This is a genomic window from Schaalia odontolytica (genome assembly GCF_002847525.1).
Classification (GTDB): Bacteria; Actinomycetota; Actinomycetes; order Actinomycetales; family Actinomycetaceae; genus Pauljensenia; species Pauljensenia odontolytica_B.
Map to the genome: position 1 here is coordinate 1 of NZ_PKKM01000026.1, position 1473 is coordinate 1473.

Sequence of the window (1473 nt, forward strand, 5' to 3'; positions counted from 1 at the left end):
TGAACTGCGCCCCGAAACTTGGACGCGTTTAATGGTAGCCGTTATGCGGCTTCCTGTAGGGCCTGATCCCGGTATTCTGCCGGGGTCAGGCCCTTGAGCTTTACTTGGCGTCTTGTTGTGTTCCAGTGCGTGATGTAAGCCTCGAGGTCGGCTTTGAAGCTCTCGAAGGTCTGCCAGTCCTGGCCGCGAAAGAACTCGTCCTTGAGGTGCCCAAAAACCTGCTCGGTGGCGCCATTGTCGATGCAGTTGCCTTTGCGAGACATGCTCTGGATGAAACCGTTATCGGCGAGCGCACTGATGTAGGCCTTGTGCTGGTATTGCCATCCCATGTCCGAGTGCAAGATCGGCTCAGCTCCTGCGGGCTTGGCATCCATGAGCATCTGGAGCATCTCTTGTTGCTGGGCGAGGTTGGGACACATCGAGATGGAGTGAGCCACGATCTCTTTGCTGGCAAAGTCGTAGACCGGAGCGAGGTAGGCCTTACCGAAGGAGAGCTTGAACTCGGTGACGTCGGTACCCAGTTTCTGCCAGGGCCCATCGGCCTTAAAGTCGCGGCCGATGATGTTGTCGAAACTTTGCCCCACGTCCCCCTTGTAGGAGTTGTACCTGTGGTACTTCGTTTCGCGGCGTATGCCGCAGCGCAGCCCCATTTCGCCCATCATCTTTAAGACCGTCTTATCGGCGATGCGCTCCCCTTCCTCAGCGCGCAGGCACATGGCTACCTGCCTGTGACCGCACCCGTTGGGGGTTCGTGAAAAAATCTGGGCAACCTTGGGCCGCAGATACGCCCTGGTTGGCTGCTGGGGGTGAGCCAGCGCGTAGTAGTAGCTCGACCTGGCAAGACCGGCGGCCTCGAGGAGATCACACACCGCATGTCCGCGCCCTGAAAGCTCGGCGACCACTAGGGCTTTGTCCCGGTTTGGGAGCGCCTCTGCGCCTTCAGGGCAATCGATTTTTTTAGGTACGCCACCTGCGCCTCGAGCTTGCGCACACGCTCTTGGAGTTCCTCCTCACGCGTTGGTGGCACCGCCCGCACCGACCCCTTCGGCCTGCCCTTGGGCTTGGGCTTGAGCGCCTGCGCGCCGCCCTCGCGGTACAGCCTGCACCACTTCTTCAACGATGTCGCGCTCGCAATACCGAAGCGCACCATCGCCTCAGGCTTACTCATCCCGCCGTCAACCACGGCCCTCGCCGCGGCGACCTTCGTCTCATAGTCGTATGTGGCCCGATTTACTCCCATGGCAAGAAGCCCGCCCCTCCCGATCACGCGGTACATCTTCTGCCACTCTCTCACAGTCTCGGCAGACACACCAAGCCTCCCGGCGGTCAAACGATAGCCAAATCCCCTCTCAAACATCTCCACCGCCTGCTCCCGAAGCAAACGATCATGCCTCAACCCCAGAACCACAGACACGAAAAGCCTCCCATTCCCTGGACTTCAATTTCGATGTCCAAGAAACGGGAGGCAGTTCA

The 1473-nt window shown here is 59.6% G+C and carries 2 protein-coding genes; both read right to left on the minus strand.

The genetic code is table 11. The features are described 5' to 3' along the window. Nucleotides 1-41: 41 nt before the first annotated feature. On the minus strand, nt 42-902 hold the full coding sequence (locus CYJ22_RS10025; RefSeq protein ID WP_101602515.1) for an IS3 family transposase: 861 nt from the start codon (nt 900-902) through the stop codon (nt 42-44). Further along, nucleotides 902-1414 (minus strand): helix-turn-helix domain-containing protein, encoded by a 513-nt coding sequence (locus CYJ22_RS10030; RefSeq protein WP_101602516.1) that lies wholly within the window; start codon nt 1412-1414, stop codon nt 902-904. The genes CYJ22_RS10025 and CYJ22_RS10030 overlap by 1 nt, the downstream gene beginning before the upstream one ends. Nucleotides 1415-1473: the final 59 nt, after the last annotated feature.